Consider the following 21310-nt stretch of genomic DNA (forward strand, 5'->3'; position numbering starts at 1 on the left):
CCTTATGTATACCGCAGATCGCACAGCCCTCCCTATAGTCACAAAGGACTAGAAGGCTTAGTTCTTATCGAAGCGCCGCACCGACTTCTTGCTAATACCCAAGCCTTGCCGCGCTGGATAGACTCATCGCATCGACGTTCAATACAGCAATTCTTTGCGACGTTTTTATTTCCAGCATCGATAACGGTGCACGTGTGGAGGCAGCATGAGTCATTTTCTGGATCGTCTGAAATTTTTCAACAAGCCGCAAGAAAGTTTTTCCAACGGTCACGGCGCGGTAGTCGATGAAGACCGTACCTGGGAAAAATCCTATCGCCAGCGCTGGCAGCACGACAAGGTCGTGCGTTCCACGCACGGCGTGAACTGCACCGGCTCCTGCAGCTGGAAGGTCTATGTAAAGAATGGCCTGATCACGTGGGAAACCCAGCAAACCGATTACCCGCGTACCCGTCCCGACCTGCCGAATCATGAGCCGCGCGGTTGTCCGCGTGGTGCCAGCTATTCCTGGTATGTGTACTCGGCGCAGCGCGTCAAGTATCCGATGGTGCGCGGCCGCCTGATGGAAATGTGGCGCGCAGCACGCGTGCTGATGTCGCCGGTCGCGGCCTGGGAATACATCAGCCAGAATCCGGAACGCGCGCAGCAATACAAATCGGTGCGCGGACAGGGCGGTTTCGTGCGCGCCAAATGGGATGAGGTCAATGAAATCATCGCCGCCGCTAATGCGTTCACAGTCAAGAAATTCGGCCCGGATCGCATCATCGGCTTTTCGCCGATTCCTGCCATGTCGATGGTCAGCTATGCAGCCGGCACGCGCTATCTGTCGCTGATCGGCGGCGTGGCCTTGAGTTTCTACGACTGGTATTGCGATCTGCCGCCAGCCAGCCCGCAAGTGTGGGGCGAACAAACCGACGTGCCGGAATCGGCCGACTGGTACAACTCGACTTACCTGATGGTCTGGGGTTCCAACGTGCCGATGACGCGCACGCCGGATGCCCACTTCTACACCGAGGTGCGCTACAAGGGCACGAAGACGGTTGCCGTTTCATCCGACTTCGGCGAGATGGCCAAGTTCGGCGACATCTGGCTGGCGCCCAAGCAGGGTACCGATGCCGCGCTGGCTATGGCGATGGGTCATGTGATCCTGAAGGAATACCACGCCACCGGAAAATCCGCCTACTTCCGCAGCTACGCCAAGCAGTACACCGATTTCCCGATGCTGGTTTTATTGAAGGAAAAAAATGGCACGCTGGTGCCGGACTACTTCCTGCGCGCTTCGCATCTGGCCAACAATCTGGACGAAACCAACAACCCGGACTGGAAAACCCTGGTCATCGATGAAAGCAGCGGCGACATCAGCGCACCAGCCGGCTCGATCGGCTTCCGCTGGGGCGAATCCGGCAAATGGAATCTGGAACAGAAGGCTGGCACCAGCGGCAAGCCTATCGATCCCTTGCTGTCGCTGATCGATTGCAGCGACGAAGTGACAGCGGTCGGTTTTCCGTATTTCGGCGGCAAGGATGCCGAAGACATGTTGCTGCGCAATGTGCCGATCAAGAAAATCCAGCTGGCCGATGGCAGCATCGCCACCGTCGCTACCGTGTATGACTTGACGATGGCCAACTACGGCATCGATCGCGGTCTGGGCGGCGGCAATGTCGCAAAAGATTTCAACGACGATGTGCCGTACACACCGGCATGGCAAGTCAAGCATACCGGCGTGAAGGCCGCCGACGTGATTACCGTGGCGCGTGAATTCGCCGACAACGCCGACAAGACCCAGGGCAAGAGCATGGTCATCGTCGGCGCGGCGCTGAACCACTGGTATCACATGGACATGACCTATCGCGGCATCATCAATATGCTGATGATGTGCGGTTGCGTCGGCCAGAGCGGCGGCGGCTGGGCGCATTACGTGGGGCAGGAAAAACTGCGTCCGCAAACCGGCTGGACGCCGCTCGCATTTGCACTCGACTGGAATCGTCCTATGCGGCAGATGAACGGCACCTCGTTCTTCTACGCGCACACCAGCCAGTGGCGTCACGAAAAACTGCATACCGAAGAAATCCAGTCGCCATCGGCTGACAGCAGCGTTGCGCAGATGTCTCTGCTCGATTACAACGCCAAATCGGAACGCATGGGCTGGCTGCCGTCGGCGCCGCAACTGGAAACCAATCCGCTGGAAGTCACGCGTGCGGCAGAAGCGGCTGGTCAGGATGTCACGCAATATGCAGTGGATCAGATCAAGGCCGGCAAGCTGAATTTCTCCTGCGACGATCCGGACAATCCGGCCAACTTCCCGCGCAATATGTTTGTCTGGCGCTCGAATATTCTGGGTAGCTCGGGCAAGGGGCATGAATACTTTTTGAAATACCTGCTCGGTACGCAAAATGCGTTGATGAGCGATGAAGACAACTGCATCAAGCCCAAGGATGTGAAAGTGCGTCCTGCCGCCGAAGGCAAGCTGGACTTGCTGGTGGTGCTGGACTTCCGCATGTCCACCACCTGCCTGTACGGCGACATCGTGTTGCCGACCGCGACCTGGTACGAAAAGGACGATCTCAATACCTCCGACATGCATCCCTTCATCCATCCCTTGTCGGAAGCGGTGCAACCGCTGTGGCAATCGAAATCGGATTGGGAAATCTATAAAGGCATTGCCGAGAAATTCTCGGAAATCGGCGGCGAATATCTGGGCACGCAAAAGGATCTGGTGCTGACGCCGCTGATGCACGACACCCCGGGTGAACTCGGTCAGCCTTTCGATCCGAAAGACTGGCGCGCCGGCGAATGCGAACCGATACCCGGCAAGACGATGCCGAACTTTACGGTGGTTGAACGCAATTACCGCGACATTTACAAGAAGTTCACCTCGGTCGGCCCCTTGCTGGAAAGCCTGGGCAACGGCGGCAAAGGCATAGGCTGGAAAACCGGACACGAAGTCGAGGTTCTGCGCGGCATCAACCGCACGGTGCTGGAAGAGGGCGTGTCGAAAGGCCAGCCGCGTCTGGATACGGCCATCGATGCTGCCGAGATGATTCTGTCGCTGGCGCCGGAAACCAACGGCCACGTGGCAGTCAAGGCATGGGATGCATTGTCCAAAATGACAGGGCGCGACCATACGCATCTGGCATTGCCGCGCGAGCACGACACGATACGTTTCCGCGATGTGCAGGCGCAACCGCGCAAGATTATTTCATCACCCACCTGGTCGGGCCTGGAATCGGAAGAAGTCAGCTACAACGCCGGCTATACCAATGTGCATGAAATGATCCCATGGCGCACGCTGACCGGTCGCCAGCAGTTCTATCAGGATCACCTGTGGATGCGCGATTTCGGCGAAGGCCTGTGTGTGTACAAACCGGCGATCAATACCAAGACCACGGCGGCCATGCTGGGCGCGCAACCGAATGGCAACAAGGAAATTGCGCTGAACTTCATTACGCCGCATCAGAAGTGGGGCATCCATTCGACCTATTCGGACAACCTGCGCATGCTCACGCTGTCGCGCGGCGGGCCGCATGTATGGCTGTCCGAGATCGACGCGAAGAATGCTGGCATCGTCGATAACGACTGGATAGAAGTGTTCAACGTCAACGGCACGCTGACCGCGCGCGCCGTCGTCAGCCAGCGGGTGCCGGAAGGCATGACCCTGATGTACCACGCACAGGAAAAAATCATCAATGTGCCGGGAGCGGAAATGTCGGGCAAGCGCGGCGGCATCCACAACTCGGTCACACGCACCGTCACCAAACCGACGCACATGATAGGCGGCTATGCGCAACTGTCTTACGGCTTCAATTATTACGGCACGGTCGGCTCGAATCGCGATGAATTCGTCCTGGTTCGCAAGATGAAAAAAGTCGATTGGCTGGAAGGTCCGCTCGAAGAGCAAGGACAGGAGCAAGGACAAGAGCAAGGGAGTGAAGCATGAAAATTAGAGCGCAAATCGGCATGGTGCTGAACCTGGACAAGTGCATCGGTTGCCACACCTGTTCCGTCACCTGCAAAAACGTGTGGACCAGTCGCGACGGCGTTGAATACGCCTGGTTCAACAATGTGGAAACCAAGCCCGGCATCGGTTATCCGAAGGAATGGGAAAACCAGGACAAGTGGAACGGCGGCTGGAAACGTACAGCATCCGGCAAGATAGAACCGCGTCAGGGCAGCCGTCTTAAAATCCTGGCCAACATCTTCGCCAATCCGAACATGCCGGCGCTGGACGAATACTACGAGCCCTTCACTTTCGACTACGAGCGCCTGCAAAATGCGCCACTGTCGGAAACGCCACCGACGGCCAGACCGATCTCTGTCATCACCGGCAAGAAGATGGACAAGATCGAATGGGGCCCGAACTGGGAAGACGATCTGGGCGGCGAGTTTGCCAAGCGCAGCAAGGACAAGCTGTTCGACAATATGCAGAAGGAGATGTACGGCACCTTCGAAAACACCTTCATGATGTATCTGCCGCGCCTGTGCGAACACTGCCTGAATCCGACTTGCGTTGCATCGTGCCCATCGGGCTCGGTGTACAAGCGCGAGGAAGACGGCATCGTGCTGATTGACCAGGACAAGTGCCGGGGCTGGCGCATGTGCATCTCCGGCTGCCCATACAAAAAAATCTATTACAACTGGTCGTCCGGCAAGGCCGAAAAATGCACGTTCTGCTATCCGCGTATCGAAGCCGGCCAGCCTACCGTGTGTTCGGAAACCTGCGTCGGCCGCATCCGCTACCTCGGTGTGCTGCTGTATGACGCCGACAAGATTGAAGCGGCGGCCTCGGTGCCGGATGAACAGGATCTGTACGAAGCGCAACTCGGCGTATTCCTGAATCCGCACGATCCCGCCATTATCGAAGAAGCGCGTCGTCAGGGCATACCCGATTCATGGCTGGAGTCGGCTGCCAAATCGCCGGTCTACAAGATGGCGATGGAATGGAAGGTAGCGTTCCCGCTGCATCCGGAATACCGCACGCTGCCCATGGTCTGGTACATCCCGCCGCTGTCGCCGATTCAGGCCGCAGCCGAGTCCGGCAAGATGGGCTTGAACGGCATCATTCCCGACACCAAGAGCTTGCGCATTCCGGTGAAATATCTGGCCAATCTGCTGACCGCAGGCAAGGAAGCGCCGGTCGTGCATGCGCTCGATCGCATGCTGGCGATGCGTGCCTATATGCGCAGCAAGACGGTCGACAAGGAAGTCAACCTGACTGTGCTGAAGCAGGTCGGCTTGTCGCAGGCCGAGGTAGAAGACATGTATCACATCATGGCGATCGCCAATTACGAAGACCGCTTTGTCATCCCGGCCAGCCACAAGGAAATGGCGGAAGACAGCTTCAATGAAAAAGGTTCCTGCGGCTTCAGCTTCGGCAACGGCTGTTCGGACGGCGTTTCCGATGCTTCTCTGTTCGGCAAGAAAAAGCAGGGCTCGGCGATCTTCGTCAGCATGCCCAAGTCGCGCAAGAAACGCGAAACCGAAGGCGTATAGGCATCCTGCACCGCCCCTCGCCCTGCCAGCAGGCGAGGGGATATCAGCTTAAAGGAATCACCATGAAACATTATCAAGTCCTGTCGGCCCTGCTGCTTTATCCGGAACAGATACTGCTCGACAGCCTGGACGAACTCGACGCCATTCTGGCCTATACGCCGGAGCTGCAACCGGCCCTGCAGCCGCTGTTTGCCTATCTGCAGAAGGAAAAATTGATCGAACTGCAGCAAAACTATGTTGCCACTTTCGATCGCACGCCATCGCATTCGCTGCATCTGTTCGAGCACATCCACGGCGAATCGCGCGACCGCGGTCAGGCCATGGTCGATCTGATGGAGGAATACAAGAAGCATGGGCTGGAAATGGGCGGCGACGACCTGCCGGATTACGTGCCGCTGTTTCTCGAATTTCTGTCGCAACTGGAAGAAGAGCAGGCCCTGAACATGCTGGCCGATGCCATCCACGTGCTGGCCTACATCGGTCGCAAGCTGGCGGCCGGCGGCAGTCCGTACGCCGGCATCTTCGCGGTGCTGGAATCCTTGAGCCCGGTCGCTCCCGAAGAGTTGTCCGAGCCGCCGGTGCGCGACATGGATGAGGCGCTGGAAACTTTCGGGCCCGGCGTCGATGGCGTTGAACCCTTGCTGAAAACCTTTGCCGGCGGGCCGCAACCGGTCAACTTCTACCCCAAGGCGGCTGCGCGCACGACAGCCGCAGTCATGGATTGATCGTGCCGTCACAGCACGCATCAAAACAGCCCGCATCAAACAGGAGATACAAATGAGTTACCTGCATCAATTCATCTTCGGGATTTATCCCTATATCGCGCTGGCGATTTTTCTGCTCGGCAGCCTGATACGCTTCGACCGCGAACAGTACACGTGGAAATCGGAATCCAGTCAGCTGCTGCATAAGGGCAGCCTGCGTACCGGCAATATTCTGTTTCACGTCGGCATACTCGGCCTGTTCTTCGGTCATGCAGTCGGCCTGTTGATGCCGGTCTGGGTATGGGATGCGCTGGGTATTTCGCACAGTCTGAAGCAGATCGTCGCGATGGTGGCGGGCGGCGTGATGGGCGGTTTGTGCCTGATCGGCATACTGATCCTGCTGGCGCGTCGCTTCGCCAACGACAGACTGCGGGCAGTCACCACCTTCAAGGACAAGATCGTGATGCTGTGGATACTGGCGACGCTGTTGCTTGGATTGTTTTCCATCTATGCCTCAGCCTCGCACACCGACGGTCACGTGATGGTGCAACTGATGAACTGGGCGCAGCACATCCTTACCTTGCGCGGCGGAGCGGCGCAATTCATCGCCGATGCACCGCTGATCTTCAAGCTGCATCTGTTCATGGGCATGTCGCTGTTTGTGATTTTCCCGTTCACCCGTCTGGTGCATGTATGGAGCGGCTTCGGCGCCGTCACCTATCTGGGCCGCGCCTTCCAGCTGGTGCGCCGTCGTTAATCGTTATTAGATATCCAGGAGAAATGATCATGGGCATATCCGTCAACGGCATAGAGATTCCTGATACGGCAATCGAACAGGAATTGCCGCACCATCAACAGGCCGCCAATCCATTGAAGCAATCGGTGCATGAGCTGGTGCTGCGTACCGTGCTGCTGCATGAAGCAGACCGCCTGGCCATCGCCGGTGATGGCGACGATGCGCGCATCGAAGCCTTGTTTGCACAGGAAGTGCGCGTGCCGGACGCCGACGAAGCGGTCTGCGCTACCTTCTATCGCAATCAGCCGCAACGCTTCACCAGCGGCGAACTGGTGGAAGCGCGACATATCCTGTTTCAGATGACGCCTAGTGCGCCGCTGGAGTTGCTGCGCGAAACCGGTGAAGCGGTGCTGGCCGAACTGCGCGTGCATCCGGAACGTTTTGCCGAACTGGCGCGTGAATATTCAAACTGCGCTTCCGGTACGGTGGGGGGCAATCTCGGCCAACTGACACGCGGACAGACAGTGCCGGAATTCGAGGCGCTGGTCTTCCGCCTGCCGGAAGGTGAATTGGCCGACCGCTTGCTGGAAACGCGCTTCGGCTTGCATATCGTGCAGGTTGTGCGTCGTGTGGCAGGAGAAATCGTGCCCTTTGAAGCAGTCAAGGCGCAGATTGCCGATCATCTGTCGCGGCAGGCGTGGCAACGCGCGGTGCATCAGTATCTGCAGATACTGGTCGGTCGCGCCGATATCCAGGGCGTCACGCTGGAAGGTGCGGAAACGCCGCTGGTGCAGTAAATTCGCGCCGTCGTCCGACGGCGCTGTCGCATCTGGAAAACAAATGAACATCACACTCAAGACCAGGCTGGGCCTGGTCATCGGCCTTCTTGCGCTCATCAGCATGGTGGTCGGCTTGCTGGGTCTGAACGGCATCGGCCGTTCCAACGAGGACTTGCAGCAGGTTTATCAAAATCGCACGGTGGCACTGGAAAAAATCTCGCGCATAGATCGTCTACTGCTTGCAAATCGACTGGCATTGTCCGAAGCCCTGCAAGATCCGGATGCGGAAAAGACCGCCAGCCAGACTGCGCTGATTGCAAAAAATGCCGCAGAAATCACGCAGGCATGGAAAGAATACATGGGCAGCAGTCTGTTGTCCGATGAACGCAAACTGGCAGAAAATTTTGCATCTCATCGCGCCCGCATGGTGCAGGATGGTTTATTCCCGGCTGCCGCCGCATTGCAGGCAGGGGAACTTGCACAGGCGGTGCAATTGCAGCAGCAGTTCCAGAAACTGGTGCCGGCGGTACGCAACAGCATCGATGCCTTGCGCAAGCTGCAGGTAGACGAAGCCGGCCTGGCCTATGAGGCTGCGCAACAGCGTTATGTGACTATCCGCAACGTCATTACGACGGTGCTCGTGGCCGGCGCGGTGGCGGCCACGCTGCTCGGTTTCCTGCTGGTACGCAGCATTTATGCGCAACTCGGCGGCGAACCGCAATATGCGGCGCAGATCGTGCGCCGCATTGCCGGCGGCGATCTGTCGGGAGCCGTCACCATCCGCAAGGGCGACCGCAGCAGCCTGCTGGCAGCGATGCGAGACATGCAACAAAATCTGGCAAAAAGAGTAGGCGAGATCCGGCATGCCACCGATACCATCGCCGCCGCCTCCGGCCAGATCGCCTCCGGCAATATCGATCTGTCGGCGCGCACCGAACAGCAGGCCAGTTCGCTGGAAGAAACCGCATCCTCGATGGAGGAACTCACTGCGACGGTCAAGCAGAATGCCGACCATGCGCAGCAAGCGAACCGGTTGGCAGTTTCGGCATCCGATATCGCCGTGCATGGCAATACGGTGGTGGCGCAGGTTGTCACGACGATGGATTCCATCAGCACATCGGCCGGCAGGATAGGCGACATCATAGGCGTCATCAACGGTATTGCCTTCCAGACCAATATCCTGGCCCTGAATGCGGCGGTGGAAGCTGCGCGCGTCGGCGAACAGGGGCGCGGCTTTGCGGTGGTTGCCACTGAGGTGCGCAGTCTGGCGCAGCGTTCGGCCGAGGCCGCGAAGGAAATCAAGAACTTGATAGACGACTCGCTGGAAAAAGTCGGTGCAGGTGCCGTGCTGGTTGATCAGGCCGGCAGCACGATGAGCGAGATCGTTGCCAGCATAGGACAGGTGACCGACATCATGGGCGAAATCACGATTGCCAGCCGCGAACAGACTGCCGGCATAGAACAGGTCAATCAGGCCATCGGCCAGATGGATCAGGTCACACAGCAGAATGCCGCGCTGGTGGAAGAGGCGGCCGCTGCCGCCGGATCGCTGCAGGAACAGGCCCGCAATCTGGTGCAGGTCGTGAGCGTATTCAAACTTGAGCAGGCTCAGACACAACGTGCGACGTTGCCGCACATGCTTGATATGCCAGTCCATACGCTTCCGCGCCTGACGTAAACGATGAGCGTGAATCATTAGTCCGAAATGACTAGTTGCCTTAGCTCGTCATGCCAGCAGTCAGGCGCACGCTGTTTGTCTACAATCAGGCTATAGTGACTTTGCGTAATCGCCGATTGCAGTCCAGGGCCAGCATGTTCCTCCTGATAGAGATAAAAGCACAAGGAAACTGAAATGACAGCAAACATCATCGGCATCGCAGGATGGTCGGGCAGCGGCAAGACCACACTGCTGGAATACCTGTTGCCGCAACTCGCCGCGCGCGGTTTGCGCGTCAATGTCATCAAGCACAGTCACCATGACCTGGTACTGGAAGACAAGCAAAAAGATAGTGCGCGTGCGCGTGCTGCCGGTGCGATCGAGGTGTTGGTATCGTCGCCATTCCGTTTTGCAGTGATGCATGAATTGCGCGGCGAACCGGAGCCCACACTGGCCGAGCATGTGCAGCGCATGGCGCCGGCCGATCTGACGCTGGTCGAAGGTTATAAATGGGAGCCGATTCCAAAGATAGAGGTATACCGGCCCAGCCACCGGCCAGCCGCTCTGTATGTCGACAATCCGGACGTGGTGGCGGTTGCCAGCGATGTGCCTGCGCCGGCCGGTCTTTCGCGTGAACTGGCCTGGCTGGATCTGAATCAGCCGGAACAGGTGCTGCAATGGCTGCTGGCTTACATCGATAAAAATAAACACATGGCCCGGGACCGGATGGCGGCTGCCATTGATGCAAACCTTGATCCAGATCATGCACATGCCCGTGTGCCGCATTTAAGATCAATGCATTAGATCAAACAGAGAGAAATGCGATGCAAACAGAAACCATGAAACTGAAGGGCATGACAGGCGAAGCATGCGCCGAAAAAATCAACGATGCCTTGTTGAATATCAAGGGCGTCAACGACATCATCATTTCACTTGCCGGCAGCAAGGCAACCGTGCAATTCGATGAAGAACTGACGTCGCTGCAGGAATTGCAGACCACGCTGACACGCGCCGGCTACAGTATTGAAGCGTTGGAGAAGAAGGCGAGTGGCTGCTGCGGCGGTTGCGGCGGAGCACACGCCTAGAAGGAGATAACGATTCCGGCAGGAAGGAAATCGTCTTGCAGCTGGTTCTGCAGCAGCGCCTTTCACCGACAGGGGAAGGGCGCTTTTTATTTGACGGTGGCCGATTCAGAATCGGAGTCCATGCCTGACTTATTTGTTTTCGACTGAACCGGTAACACCGTGTCCGACGGCAAAAATGGCTGCCTGTACGCGACTGCTCAGATTGAGTTTCTTCAGGATGTTTTGCACGTGTATCTTGACCGTGCTGTCGGCTACATCCAGCGTACGTGCAATGAGTTTGTTGCTTTCGCCTCTGGCCAGACAGGCGAGGATATCTCTTTCGCGTGGCGTCAGCTTGTCCAGTTCTGAGCGCACTTCGGTGCGTTGTCCGGCGCTCTGCAATTGCGCGATCAGCTTGCTCGTCATCGCTTCGGCCACTACGGCTTCGCCGGCAGCAGCGCGCTGAATTGCGCGCACCAGGTAATCGGCATCGATGTTCTTGATCAGGTAACCGCGCGCACCGCTTTGCAGCGCCACGCCCAGGTCTTCCGCATCTTCCGATACCGTCAGCATGATGACCGCAGTATTCGGACAATCCTGCAGCATCAGCTGCAGCGTCTGCAATCCGGATATGCCCGGCATGTTCAGATCCAGCAGCACCACATCGGGCTGCAGCTGGCGTGCGCGCTTGATGCCTTCCACGCCGTCCGCCGCTTCGCCAACCACGGAAAATTCCGGGTAGCGTTGCAGCAGCGAGCGTATGCCGCTGCGGAACAGGGTGTGATCGTCGATCAGCAATACGCTGATGGGAGCAGGAACAAGGGTGTCCGGCGTCTGGTTTTTTTCTGTATTGCTCATATGATTTTCCCGGGTTGATCTGTCGTGTCAGGCGGTGCGGCGTTGTGCGCGCGCGAGTTGTAGCCGTACGGTAGTGCCTTGCAAGAGAGTGGAGTGCACCTCGAAGCTGGCGTGTATGCGCTGTGCACGTTCGCGCATGATGTTGATACCGACATGGCTGTCTCCCTTGCTCAGCAGGGTATCGGCATCGAAGCCGCCGCCGTTGTCCTGGATGGAGAGGGAGAAATCCTGATTGTCCTGCAGGCGGATTTCCACCTTGCTGGCCGCTGCATGCTTGCGTATGTTCGACAAGGCTTCCTGCACGATGAACATGATCTGCAGCTGTTGTTCATACGGCAGCGGTGCGCCATCACCGCTGGCAACAAAATTGACGGTAATGCCGGACTGGCGGCGGAACTTGTCGATCGTGGTCTGCAGTGAATTGATCAGGTCGCCCTTGATCAGACGGCTGCGAAAATTCAGCAGCAGTTCACGTATGTCTTCGTAACTTTCGTTGACACCTGCCCGCAGTGCCGGCACGATTTCGGCGATTTCCTTGAGGCGGCCTTTTTGCAGCGAATCGTCCAGCATCTGCACCTGTAGATTCAGAAAGGTCAGGCCCTGCGCAATGCTGTCGTGCAAACCTTGCGCCACCAGATTGCGCTCTTCCGAAATTGCCATTTCACGTTCGCGCATCGCCAGCCGGATATTTTCAATCGCGACGCCGAGCAGATTGCCCAGCGCTTCCAGCAAAGCCTGTTCATGTTTGTCGAACACTCTGGGCTGGCGAAAATGCAGATTGAAAAATCCTATGTGCTGCTCATGCGCATAGATGTGAAAAATCGACACCGTTGCAAATCCTTCACGATGGCATTGCAGCGCGTGCGCCTGATCCATCTGCTGCAGGTTGTGCACCATTGAAATCTTTTTTTCGACCGCTTCGCCGCACAGGCAATCGCCGACTTTCAGGCAGTGCTCGGATTCCACCAGTTCTTTCGAGATGCCCTGATGCACCACCATGTGCAGATTGTCGCGTGCGGCTTCCAGCACGCGCACCGAGCCGCCGTCGGCCTGAAAATACTGCGTGATGCGTTGCAGGAAACCGTCGCACAGCATTTCCATCGGTTGCGGACGCTGCAGGAAGGCGGCGCTGTCGTAGAGCAGGGCGAGCTCGCGGTTCTGGTCTTCCAGCTCTGCAGTTTTTTGTTTTACCCGGTTTTCCAGGTTGTTGTATGAGGTTTCCAGCCGGTCGGCCATCTGGTTGAAGCCCAGCGTCAACTGGCCGAACTCATCCTTGCTTTCCACCGGCAGTCGTACGCCGAGTTCCTCCCCGTTCATCTGCTGCATGCCTTCCTGCAGGCGCGTGACCGGCTGGATAATCAGCAGGAACATCAGGTAAATCATCATCACGGTACCGATCAGCGCCATCGCCACCAGCACCAGTTGCCATGAACGCAGCCAGAACATGCGGGTTTCGCTATCGCGTTCTATCAGTTGCACCAGGTTGTTGACGTCGGCGACGAAGCCGTCTATCTGTGTCAGATAACGATCCCAGTCGGGTCGCCGGTCAGGCTGTGCTTTTTGCAAGATTGCATGTGCCAGCGGTTCAAGTTCGGTGTCCCAGCGTTCGACTACCTGTTCAAAGACGGTATGGATGTTATTGGTGGGCGGCAGGTAGAGCGGCCGTTGCGGATCACCGCGTTGCAGTCGCGCAAAGGTGGCGTCGATGGTGCGCATTTGCTGTTCAGCCGTGTTGCGCAAGTCATCCGGCCCGACTTCCTCATTGAGCAGTCGGGCAAGCATGCTGGTCAGGCGATAGCTCTGCATGCGTACGCCGCCGGCTTCATTGATGGCGGCAGCACTGCCTTCGAGTTGCCACGACAGCATCAGGGTGGTGCCGATGGCGGATAAGGCAAGCAGCAGAAAGCCTATCAAGACGGCAACTATCTTGCTCGACAGCCGTTGCGGCAGCAGGGAAAACGGATTCATGGCAAGTCTGGCCTTTCCAGTGCTTTGTTACCGGCACCGACAAACGGCGTTGTACTAGGAGTGAAACAGAGCCATAGCGGACGGATCGTTCCGTGGAGCGCCGCCGGTTGACGCTGCTTGACGCGTCTTGACGCATCTTGAATATATCAGCGCATACTATGCAAACATTGATCCACATCAAATAACTTTGCGAGGCTAGTTCGTAAGATGGTTTGCGATGCCGATAGCCGCATCATCGATGCAGGCCTCGTTGCATTTCCTTGCAAATTGAGTACGCCATGACGCTTTTAAAAATCGACGAACCGGAAGTTTCCATGCCGCGCCACGCGTCGTTCACCGAGCAGCCGGTATGGCAGCTCGGCTTCCGTCCTTTCTATCTGCTGGCGGCACTGTTTGCCGTGCTCAGCATTCCCTTGTGGATTGCGCAGTATTTCGGCGTGATCCACATGCCGCGGGTCGATCTGTTCTGGCATATGCACGAGATGGTGTACGGCTTTGCGATTGCAGTGGTCGTCGGTTTCTTGTTGACCGCCATGCGCGCCTGGACCGGTTTGTGGACGCCGCGCAAAGGCCATCTGGCTGCATTGGCCGGCGTCTGGCTGGCCGGCCGTATCGCCATGCTGTGGGCGCCGCCGCTGTGGGCCGCCGTCATGGACCTGGCTTTTCTGCCGCTGGCCGCATGGCCGATGTTCCGCGTGCTGCAGCGCGCCGGCAATAAACGCAATATGTTTCTGATCGTGATGCTGGGATTGCTGACTCTGAGCAATCTGCTGTTCCACGCCGCAGTGAACGGTTTGCTGACGCTATCGCCGATGCTGGTCATACAGGCGGCCATCCTGCTGATCGTGATCATCGAATCGCTGATAGGTGCACGCGTGATTCCGATGTTTACCGCCAACGGCGCACCGGGCACCAAGCCCATCGTGCATACGCGACGCGATCTGATTGCGGTGCTGCTGACGGCAGCTGCCAGCCTGACATGGATATTCGGTGCGCCCGCATTGACTATCGCCGCGTTCGCATTTGCGGCGGCCTGTGCGCTGCTGCTGCGACTCGCCGGCTGGCAGCCGCAGCGCACCGTGCGCGTGCCTTTGCTGTGGATATTGCATCTGTCCTACGGCTGGATTCCTGTCGGCTTTTTCCTGCTGGCGCTGGCGGCCGTCAATCTGATTCCCGTCAGTGCCGCCTTCCACGCATTGACGGTCGGCTCGATGGCCGGACTGATACTCGGCATGATGACGCGCACGACGCTCGGCCATACCGGACGCCTGCTCAAGGCGGGTCCGGCGGAAGTGACCATGTATCTGCTGATCCAGGCCGGCGCGCTGGCGCGGGTGGCGGCAGCGTTCGAACTGTTCGGCTGGCGCGATGCGGTACTGGTTTTCAGCACGCTCTGCTGGAGCGCCGCCTTTATCCTGTACGTTGCGGTGTACGCGCCGTATCTTTTGCGCGCGCGGATAGACGGCAAGGAAGGCTGACAGGCCGGAGAATACGGCCTGTTTTACGGCGATTTTGATGTGGATCAAAGTCGCTGCACCTTAGGCTCCCTACACTGCATTCTGGTCGCATCGTCTTCCATTCCGGAAGCCAGCTGCCGCAGGAATGTCAAATATGAGCGCTACCGTGATTCCCATTTCCGTGCTGCCGTCAGTCGAATTCGACGCGCCGCTAATCCGCAAGCTGAACCAGCTTGGCCCGCGTTATACCTCTTACCCGACGGCCGATCGTTTTTCCGGCACGTTCGGCATAGCCGACTATGAACGTGCGGTGGCCGGCGTGCGCGCCAAGGCTGAAAAACGCGCGCTGTCGCTCTATCTGCATATTCCTTTCTGCAATACGGTCTGCTATTACTGCGGCTGCAACAAGATCGTCACCAGGGATCGCAGCAAGGCGGTAACTTATCTGGATTATCTGAAACGCGAAGTCGCCATGCAGGGGCGCCTGTTTGCCGGCATGAATCAAATCGAGCAATTGCATTTCGGCGGCGGCACGCCTACCTATCTTTCCGATGAGCAGATGGACGATCTGATGGCGCATCTGCGCCGCTGGTTCTCCTTTGCGCCGGATACGGTGGGTGAATATTCGATCGAAATCGATCCGCGCACCGTGTCGCGCGAGCGCATACATACCTTGCGCCGCCAGGGCTTCAATCGCCTCAGTCTCGGTGTGCAGGACTTCGATCCCATTGTGCAAAAGGCGGTGAATCGCATCCAGCCGGAACAGCAGACGCTGGACATTATCGCAGCGGCGCGCGCCGCTGATTTCCGTTCAGTCAGCGTCGATCTGATCTACGGCTTGCCGAAACAGACGCTGACGACGATAGGGCAGACTCTGGACAAGGTGATTGCCGCCGATCCGGATCGCATCGCCATCTACAACTATGCGCACATGCCGCATCTGTTCAAGCCGCAACGGCGCATTGCCGAAGAAGACTTGCCGGATGCCGATACCAAGCTGGAGATGCTGTTCCTGTGCATACGCCGCCTCAACGAAGCCGGCTATGTTTATATAGGCATGGATCATTTTGCCAAGCCGGGTGACGATCTGGCTGTGGCGCAGCGCGAAGGGCGTCTGCATCGCAACTTTCAGGGTTATTCGACGCATGCCGAAGCCGATCTGGTGTCGTGCGGCGTCTCCGCCATCAGTGCGGTCGGACCGACCTACAGCCAGAATGTCAAAACGCTGGACGTCTATTACGATCACATCGACAGGAATGAATTGCCGGTCGTGCGCGGCATTGAACTGAAGGCCGACGATCTGTTGCGCCGGCAGTTGATCCAGCGCCTGATGTGCAATTTCGAATTGTCGATAGCCGACATCGCGCAGACATTCGACATCGATTTCGCCAGTTACTTTGCCCCCGAGCTGGAAAAACTGCGCGTCATGCAGGCAGACGGTTTGATCACGCTGGATGAGCATTGGTTGCGCGTGACGCTCAAGGGGCGTTTGCTGATACGCAATATCTGCATGACTTTCGATACTTACCTGAATCAGAAACGTGAATCGCAGCCGGAACCCTTGCGTTACTCGAAGACGATCTAGCGCCTTGTTCTCATTCCAGCCGCATGGCGATGCGGACATAGCACCGACGTTTTTGATGTATGTCAAAGCATGGCCAGGCCGTGACCGCTACACTCGGTTCGCATCAGTTCAGATCCCGGTTGCGGGTGCGGCGGGAATAACGAACAGCAGGAGTACAGAATAATGGTGGCATCTGCAATACCGGCAACAGGCAATCCATCGCTGGAATTCGATGCCAGTCTGGTGCGCAGGCTGATTCAGCTCGGGCCGCGCTATACATCCTATCCGACGGCAGACAGCTTCAGCGATGCATTCAGCTATCGCGACTATCTGCAAACCGTGGTCAGTTTGCGCACGCGCGGCGGCATGCGGCCGCTATCGCTGTACGTGCATATTCCGTTTTGCGACAGCGTGTGCCATTACTGCTCCTGCAACAAGGTGGTGACGCGCGATCGCAGCAGGGCTGCCACTTATCTGAGTTATCTGAAGCATGAAATAGAAATGCAGGGCAATCTGTTTGCCGGCATGAACCAGATTGAAAAGCTGCATATAGGCGGCGGTACGCCTACCTATCTGAACGATGCGCAGATGGGCGAGCTGATGGCGCATCTGCGCCGCCACTTTCGCTTCGCTTCCGATTTCGACGGCGAGTATGCGATCGAAGTCGATCCACGCACCGTTACCGTCGAACGCATCCATGCGCTGCGCAAGCAGGGCTTCAATCGCATCAGTATCGGGGTGCAGGATTTCGATCCCGACGTGCAGCAGGCAGTCAATCGCATCCAGTCCGAACAGGATACCTTGAACATCATCCGCGCCGCGCGCGAAGCCTGCTTTCGCTCAGTCAGCATCGATTTGATTTACGGCTTGCCAAAACAGAATGTGATCACGATGGCGCAGACCCTGAACAAGGTGATCAATGCCAGTCCGGATCGCATCGCCGTCTACAACTATGTGCACCGGCCGAATATGTTCAAGCCGCAACGCCGCATAGATGAAGATGATCTGCCCAGCCTGGACGCGCGTCTGAACATGTTTTCTCTTTGCATCAAGCGCCTGACGGATGCCGGTTACGTGTATATCGGCATGGATCATTTTGCCAAGCCCAGCGACGACCTGGCGATTGCGCAACGGCAGGGCAGGCTGCATCGTAATTTTCAGGGATATTCCTCGCATGCCGAACATAATCTGGTTGCCTTCGGCGTCTCCGGCATCAGCGCGGTCGCCGCAACCTATAGCGAAAATGCCAAAACGCTGGATGAATATTACGAACGCATAGAGCAAAATGAACTGCCTATCGTCACAGGCGTCAAGCTGAGCATGGACGATCTGCTGCGCCGTATCATCATCCAGATGCTGATGTGCAATTTCGAGTTGTCGATAGACTCCATCGAACTGGCTTATCCGATCACCTTCAAAACCTACTTTGCCGCAGAGCTGGATAAACTGCACGAGCTGGAGGACAATGGCCTCGTTACCGTGGATGAAGAGTGGATCAGCGTCACGCCCAAGGGCCGTTTGCTGATTCGCAATGTCTGCATGGTATTCGATCGTTACCTGAACACCGCGTGCGAAGCAAAAACCGGCGGCGCTTCTGCCAAAACCGAAACCCGGCCGCTGCGCTATACGAAAAAAATTTAATACGAGCCATGCATTGACCGGTCTCAATCTCTTTCCGATTTTCATGATAGGCCTGCTGGGCGGGCTGCATTGCATAGGCATGTGCGGCGGCATCGTCAGCGCATTGTCGGCCGCACAGGCGCCACGCCCTTTTCCGGTGGCGGTGGTGGCAGCCGATGCGATGTCGAGTGGAATACAAACTGCAGCCCTCGATAATGCCTTGCGGGTAACGGCCTACAACGCCGGCCGCATAGGCAGTTATGCAGTGGCCGGCGCGCTTGTAGGCGGGCTGGCGGATGGCATGCGATCGTTCGCCAATCTGGCAGTGCTGCAAGTCGGCGGCTATTGGCTGGCCAACCTGATGCTGATCGTACTCGGCCTCTACCTGATGGATGCATGGCGCGGTCTGGCACGACTGGAAGCGGTCGGCCAGATCCTGTGGCGGCGCGTGCAGCCGCTGATGAAATTCCTGCTGCCCATGGATAATGTCGGCAAGGCGTTTGCGCTCGGCGGTTTGTGGGGCTGGCTGCCGTGCGGCATGGTGTATAGCGTGCTGCTGACCGCAATGTTTTCCGGCTCTGCGCTCTCTGGCGCGCTGGTGATGCTGGCATTCGGGCTCGGCACCTTGCCGGCCATGCTGAGCCTGGGCCTGGTCGGTGCGCGCCTGCGTATGCTGGCGCAAAAACGCAAGGTGAGGATAGTCTGCGGCCTCATCGTGCTGGCGTTTGGGGTGCTCGGATTGGTGCGCGCTGCCGGCGGTCTGTCCGGCGATATTTCCGGTGGCTTGCTGGATGTGTTTTGCATCACGCCACAGGCAGCGGGGCTGCATAGATGAATATCCATGCGGAAGCTGAAACAGGTTCTGTCGCACAAGGCGCAACAGCATTCGACGGCTGCTATCACTGCGGTTTGTCCCTGCCGCCGGCGGCGCACTGGGCGGTCGAGATCGACGGCCAGCGGCGCGAGATGTGCTGCCCTGGTTGTCAGGCGGCGGCGCAGACCATCGTCGAGATGGGGCTTGCCGATTATTACCGCACGCGTTCCGCATTTTCCGCCACCGTCGACAGTGCGGCGCTGATTCCGCCGGAACTGCTGCTCTACGATCTCCCGGAAGCGCAAAAGAAATTCGATCTGAATGAAGAAAGTGCGGAAGCGACGCTGTCCATCGAAGGCATACGCTGCGCTGCCTGCGTCTGGTTGATCGAACGCCGTCTGGCGCGTCTGCCCGGCCTGCAAGCCGTCAATCTGAATGTGGCGACCGAAAGACTGTATGTGCGCTGGCAAAAAGAGTTGTGCAAGCCGAGCGACGTTTTGCAGGCGGTGCGCGATATCGGTTATGCCGCCTATCCCTACGATGCGAGCAGGCATGATGCGCAACTGCGTCGCGCCAGTCGCACGCTGTCGCGCCAGTTATTCGTTGCCGGCCTGTCCATGATGCAGGTGATGATGTACGCAGTACCCGCCTATATCTCGCACGACGGCACGCTGGAAAACGATATGGACACACTGATGCGCTGGGCCAGCCTGTTATTGACGCTGCCCGCCGTCTGTTATTCGGCCTTGCCGTTTTTCCGTGGCGCTTACGCCAGCCTGCGGCAGGGTGCACTAGGCATGGATGTCCCGGTTGCGCTTGGCATAGGCGCTGCCTTCATCGGCAGTGTGGTCGCCGTATTGCGCGGCGACGGCGATGTGTATTTCGATTCCGTCACGATGTTCATCTTCCTGCTCCTGTGCAGCCGCTATCTGGAATTGATCGCGCGCCGCAAAGCGGCCGGCGCCCTGGAAAAGCTGCAGCATGCCTTGCCGGCTGCGGCTGCGCGCATGAACGGCTATCCGGCGCAACGCGAGTGCAGCATGGTGGCAGCGACCCAGTTGTGCGCCGGCGATTTCATACTGGTCAAGCCGGGCGAAGCCATTGCCGCCGATGGCGAGATAGTCGAAGGCGCGAGCGCGATCGACATGTCCTTGCTGACCGGCGAAAGCGCAGCCTTGAAAAGGGGCGTGGGCGAGACATTGCCGGGCGGCGCCATCAACATCACGCAGGCGATCGTGCTGCGCGTAAGCAAGGTGGCGGCGGACAGCACCTTGTCGCAACTGATACGGCTGATCGAACGGGCAGGGAATGCCAAGCCGCAGATCGCGCTGTGGGCGGATCGCGTGGCTGCATGGTTTGTCGCTGCCTTGCTATTGTTTGCCCTTGCCGTTTTTGTCTTCTGGCAGTGGCACGATGCGGCGCGCGCCTGGCCGATTGCCATTGCCGTGCTGGTCGTCTCCTGTCCGTGCGCGTTATCGCTCGCCACGCCAACTGCGCTGGCTGCCGCCACCGACAGGCTGGTGCGGCAAGGCGTATTGATCGTGCAGCCGCATGTGCTGGAAATCCTGCATCGCACGACGCACATCGTGTTCGATAAAACCGGCACGCTGACGGTCGGCAAACCGACGCTGCAAAATATGCATGCTTTCGCAGATGCAGAGCGCAATGCCTGCCTGCAGATAGCCGCTGCACTGGAAGCCTCGAATGCACATCCACTGGCGCAAGCCATTGTTGCGGCAGCCTCAGCCGCCGCAACGGACACGACAACTTCGATTTTGGTTGCGCATGATGTCAGTTATACGGCGGGGCAAGGCCTGGACGGCGTGATAGACGGTGTGCGCTTCCGGCTCGGTAATGCCTCCTTCGTCGGCGAGCTGGCCGGACGCAGCATCGATCACCAGAGCGGCACCGGCATGACTTCAGTCTATCTGGGCAGCAGCGATACATGGCTGGCGCGCTTCGATCTGAGCGATGCAGTGCGCGAGGATGCGCGCGCGGTGGTCGCGTATTTCAGAAAACTGGGAAAAACCGTCATTCTGCTCAGCGGTGATCAGCCGGATGTCGCGCAGCACGTGGCGGCCGAACTCGGGATTGCGGAAGCGCATGGCGCCTGTCTGCCCGAACAGAAGCTGGCCTTCGTGCAGAAACTGCAGCAGCAGGGGAACATTGTGGCGATGGTCGGTGACGGCATCAACGACGCTGCCGTACTGCGTGCCGCCGACGTATCGTTTGCGATGGGTTCTGGTGCGGCACTGGCGCAGACACATGCCGATACCGTTTTGTTGTCGCCGCATCTTGCGGCCATCGCGCATGCCTCCGAGGTCGCGATCAAAACCATGCACGTGATCCGGCAAAACCTGGCCTGGGCTACCTGCTACAACCTGCTGGCGATTCCGGCAGCGGCGATAGGCTGGATCAATCCATGGATGTCCGGCGTCGGCATGTCGCTCAGTTCGGCGGTAGTCGTACTCAATGCACTGCGCCTGCGCCGCATTCCGCGTTCGCAGGTCGAGCAGTCGGCACGCTTAAATGAAAAAAATGCAAAAGCAGAACAGGCAAACGGCATTTCTGCGGTGGCGGAACAAAGGGTAAACTGACGCAT

15 protein-coding genes are annotated in these 21310 nt (G+C 58.0%); 13 read left to right on the plus strand and 2 right to left on the minus strand.

The annotated features are described in order from the left end of the window. Positions 1-205: 205 nt before the first annotated feature. The 8 genes from ACIQW9_RS04110 to ACIQW9_RS04145 all read left to right on the plus strand — a co-directional run bounded on the left by ACIQW9_RS04110 (position 206) and on the right by ACIQW9_RS04145 (position 10448). Complete coding sequence (locus tag ACIQW9_RS04110; protein ID WP_402333277.1) at positions 206-3934, plus strand: nitrate reductase subunit alpha; 3729 nt, start codon at positions 206-208, stop codon at positions 3932-3934. Beyond that, on the plus strand, positions 3931-5487 hold the full coding sequence (gene narH, locus ACIQW9_RS04115; protein ID WP_402333280.1) for a nitrate reductase subunit beta: 1557 nt from the start codon (positions 3931-3933) through the stop codon (positions 5485-5487). Before ACIQW9_RS04110 ends, narH begins: the two co-directional genes overlap by 4 nt. Positions 5488-5549: 62 nt before the next feature. Further along, complete coding sequence (narJ, locus tag ACIQW9_RS04120) at positions 5550-6212, plus strand: nitrate reductase molybdenum cofactor assembly chaperone (RefSeq protein WP_402333283.1); 663 nt, start codon at positions 5550-5552, stop codon at positions 6210-6212. 52 nt (positions 6213-6264) lie between these two features. Next, positions 6265-6948, plus strand: a complete 684-nt coding sequence (gene narI, locus ACIQW9_RS04125) for a respiratory nitrate reductase subunit gamma (RefSeq protein WP_402333287.1) — start codon at positions 6265-6267, stop codon at positions 6946-6948. 29 nt (positions 6949-6977) lie between these two features. Next, positions 6978-7724: a peptidylprolyl isomerase gene (locus ACIQW9_RS04130; RefSeq protein ID WP_402333289.1), complete on the plus strand. Its 747-nt coding sequence runs from the start codon at positions 6978-6980 to the stop codon at positions 7722-7724. A gap of 43 nt (positions 7725-7767) precedes the next feature. Continuing rightward, complete coding sequence (locus ACIQW9_RS04135; RefSeq protein ID WP_402333291.1) at positions 7768-9384, plus strand: methyl-accepting chemotaxis protein; 1617 nt, start codon at positions 7768-7770, stop codon at positions 9382-9384. A gap of 174 nt (positions 9385-9558) precedes the next feature. Next, positions 9559-10167: a molybdopterin-guanine dinucleotide biosynthesis protein B gene (gene mobB / locus ACIQW9_RS04140; protein ID WP_402333294.1), complete on the plus strand. Its 609-nt coding sequence runs from the start codon at positions 9559-9561 to the stop codon at positions 10165-10167. 20 nt (positions 10168-10187) lie between these two features. Further along, on the plus strand, positions 10188-10448 hold the full coding sequence (locus tag ACIQW9_RS04145; protein ID WP_402333297.1) for a heavy-metal-associated domain-containing protein: 261 nt from the start codon (positions 10188-10190) through the stop codon (positions 10446-10448). A 129-nt stretch (positions 10449-10577) separates the two neighbouring features. On the opposite strand, the gene ACIQW9_RS04150 is transcribed toward ACIQW9_RS04145, so the two are convergent. Next, positions 10578-11285 (minus strand): response regulator, encoded by a 708-nt coding sequence (locus ACIQW9_RS04150; RefSeq protein WP_402333299.1) that lies wholly within the window; start codon positions 11283-11285, stop codon positions 10578-10580. Between the two features lie 27 nt (positions 11286-11312). Continuing rightward, positions 11313-13253 (minus strand): type IV pili methyl-accepting chemotaxis transducer N-terminal domain-containing protein, encoded by a 1941-nt coding sequence (locus ACIQW9_RS04155; protein WP_402333302.1) that lies wholly within the window; start codon positions 13251-13253, stop codon positions 11313-11315. Between the two features lie 278 nt (positions 13254-13531). On the opposite strand from ACIQW9_RS04155, the gene ACIQW9_RS04160 reads away from it, so the two are divergent. The 5 genes from ACIQW9_RS04160 to ACIQW9_RS04180 all read left to right on the plus strand — a co-directional run bounded on the left by ACIQW9_RS04160 (position 13532) and on the right by ACIQW9_RS04180 (position 21305). After that, positions 13532-14731, plus strand: a complete 1200-nt coding sequence (locus ACIQW9_RS04160) for an NnrS family protein (protein WP_402333304.1) — start codon at positions 13532-13534, stop codon at positions 14729-14731. 133 nt (positions 14732-14864) lie between these two features. Next, a complete protein-coding gene (gene hemN, locus ACIQW9_RS04165; protein ID WP_402333307.1) occupies positions 14865-16295 on the plus strand; it encodes an oxygen-independent coproporphyrinogen III oxidase in 1431 nt (476 codons plus the stop codon). A gap of 162 nt (positions 16296-16457) precedes the next feature. Next, positions 16458-17915: an oxygen-independent coproporphyrinogen III oxidase gene (hemN, locus tag ACIQW9_RS04170; protein WP_402333310.1), complete on the plus strand. Its 1458-nt coding sequence runs from the start codon at positions 16458-16460 to the stop codon at positions 17913-17915. A 13-nt stretch (positions 17916-17928) separates the two neighbouring features. Then, positions 17929-18729, plus strand: a complete 801-nt coding sequence (locus tag ACIQW9_RS04175) for a sulfite exporter TauE/SafE family protein (protein WP_402333312.1) — start codon at positions 17929-17931, stop codon at positions 18727-18729. Beyond that, a complete protein-coding gene (locus ACIQW9_RS04180; RefSeq protein WP_402333314.1) occupies positions 18726-21305 on the plus strand; it encodes a heavy metal translocating P-type ATPase in 2580 nt (859 codons plus the stop codon). The genes ACIQW9_RS04175 and ACIQW9_RS04180 overlap by 4 nt, the downstream gene beginning before the upstream one ends. The last annotated feature ends 5 nt before the right edge of the window (positions 21306-21310 follow it).

This window comes from Herminiimonas sp. NPDC097707 (assembly GCF_044761395.1).
GTDB lineage: Bacteria > Pseudomonadota > Gammaproteobacteria > Burkholderiales > Burkholderiaceae_D > Oxalicibacterium.